This window comes from Paenarthrobacter sp. CM16 (assembly GCF_013179505.1).
Taxonomy (GTDB): domain Bacteria; phylum Actinomycetota; class Actinomycetes; order Actinomycetales; family Micrococcaceae; genus Arthrobacter.
Window position 1 is genome coordinate 1 of record NZ_JABMCX010000523.1, and the last position, 1501, is coordinate 1501.

The 1501-nt window shown below is 62.6% G+C and carries 2 protein-coding genes; one reads left to right on the top strand and one right to left on the bottom strand.

Going from position 1 to position 1501, the window contains the following annotated elements; translation table 11 throughout:
* The coding region (locus HP499_RS24140; protein WP_172326555.1) for an NAD-dependent malic enzyme at window positions 1–901 on the bottom strand (901 nt) is incomplete at its 3' end.
* 221 nt (window positions 902–1122) lie between these two features.
* On the opposite strand from HP499_RS24140, the gene HP499_RS24145 reads away from it, so the two are divergent.
* A partial coding sequence (locus HP499_RS24145) for an IclR family transcriptional regulator (protein WP_172326556.1) occupies window positions 1123–1501 on the top strand: 379 nt, incomplete at its 3' end.

Below are 1501 nucleotides of genomic sequence, written 5' to 3' on the forward strand. Positions count from 1 at the left end.
CGCCGGAGTGGATGGCACCGGAGCGGCCGGCGGCGATGATGTGCTGCGCGCCTTGGGCCTTGAGGAGCTGGATGATGGCCGAGCCGGCAGCGCCGACGCCCGACACCACGATCTTGACCTCGGAGAGCTTCTTGTCCACCACACGGAGGGCGTTGACCAAGGCAGCGAGCGTGACGATCGCGGTGCCGTGCTGGTCATCGTGGAACACCGGGATGTCCAGCTCTTCGCGCAGGCGATTCTCGATTTCGAAGCAGCGCGGTGCGGCGATGTCTTCGAGGTTGATGCCGCCGTAGACCGGGGCCATGGCCTTGGCGATCATGATGATTTCTTCGGTGTCCTGGGTGTCCAGGCAGACCGGCCAGGCGTCAACGTTGGCGAACTGCTTGAACAGTGCAGCCTTGCCTTCCATGACGGGAAGGGCAGCGGCGGGGCCGATGTTTCCCAGTCCCAGAACGGCCGAACCGTCAGTGAGGACGGCGATGGTGTTGCGCTTGACCGTCAGGTTGCGGGCAGCGGCCGGGTCTTCTGCGATGGCCATGCAAACGCGGGCGACGCCGGGAGTGTAGGCACGGGAGAGATCGTCGCGGTTGCGCAGGGCTACTTTGGGGACGACCTCGAGCTTGCCGCCGAGGTGCATGAGGAAAGTGCGGTCCGAGACGTGCTGGACGGTGACGCCGTCGAGCGCGTTCAAGGCGTCCTTCACGCGGGCTGCGTGGTCGTCATCGGTGGTGTTGCAGGTGACGTCAACAACGATCGTCTCGTGGTGGGATTCCGTGACGTCCAACGCGGTGATTGCTGCACCGGCTGCGCCGACGGCTGCTGCCAGTTCGCTGGTAGCGGTGAAGCTCGACGGTGCGGCGACGCGCAGGGTGATCGAGTTTCCGGGGCTCGGATTCGCCATTGAAATTCCTCCTGTAAGGCCCGTTCCCGGGCCGCCGTTCCAAACTGAATGTTTTCGTATTATGGATATTATTATCTACAAAGTGGAAACACAACCCCCTGCTTGGTCATGTTCGGTGTCGTCGCGCAGGTTGACGCTGTGCTGTATGTTGGGTGTTCTAAGCAATTCTTTTCACGATGCGGATAAGAGTTGTCGGAATCTGAGTCATTGGAGACAAGGGAATGGCTGAAAAAGCCTCCGGAGGCGTGCAGTCCGTTGAGCGCGTCTTTGAACTGCTGGAACTGATTACGGATGCGGGCGGCGATGTCACGCTGAGCGAGCTCTCGTCGTCCACTGACCTCCCCTTGCCCACCATCCACCGTCTTTTGCGGACCTTGGTGTCCCTCGGCTACATCCGCCAGCTGCCCAACCGCCGCTACGCCCTGGGCCCCCGGCTCATCCGGCTCGGCGAAGGCGCCAGCAAACAGCTCGGGGCTGTGGCCCGCCCGCAGTTGAAGACCCTGGTGGAGCGCCTCGGCGAGACTTCCAACATGGCGGTCCTGGACTCGGACATGGTGATCTACGTTGCCCAGGTCCCGTCCATGCACTCCATGCGCATGT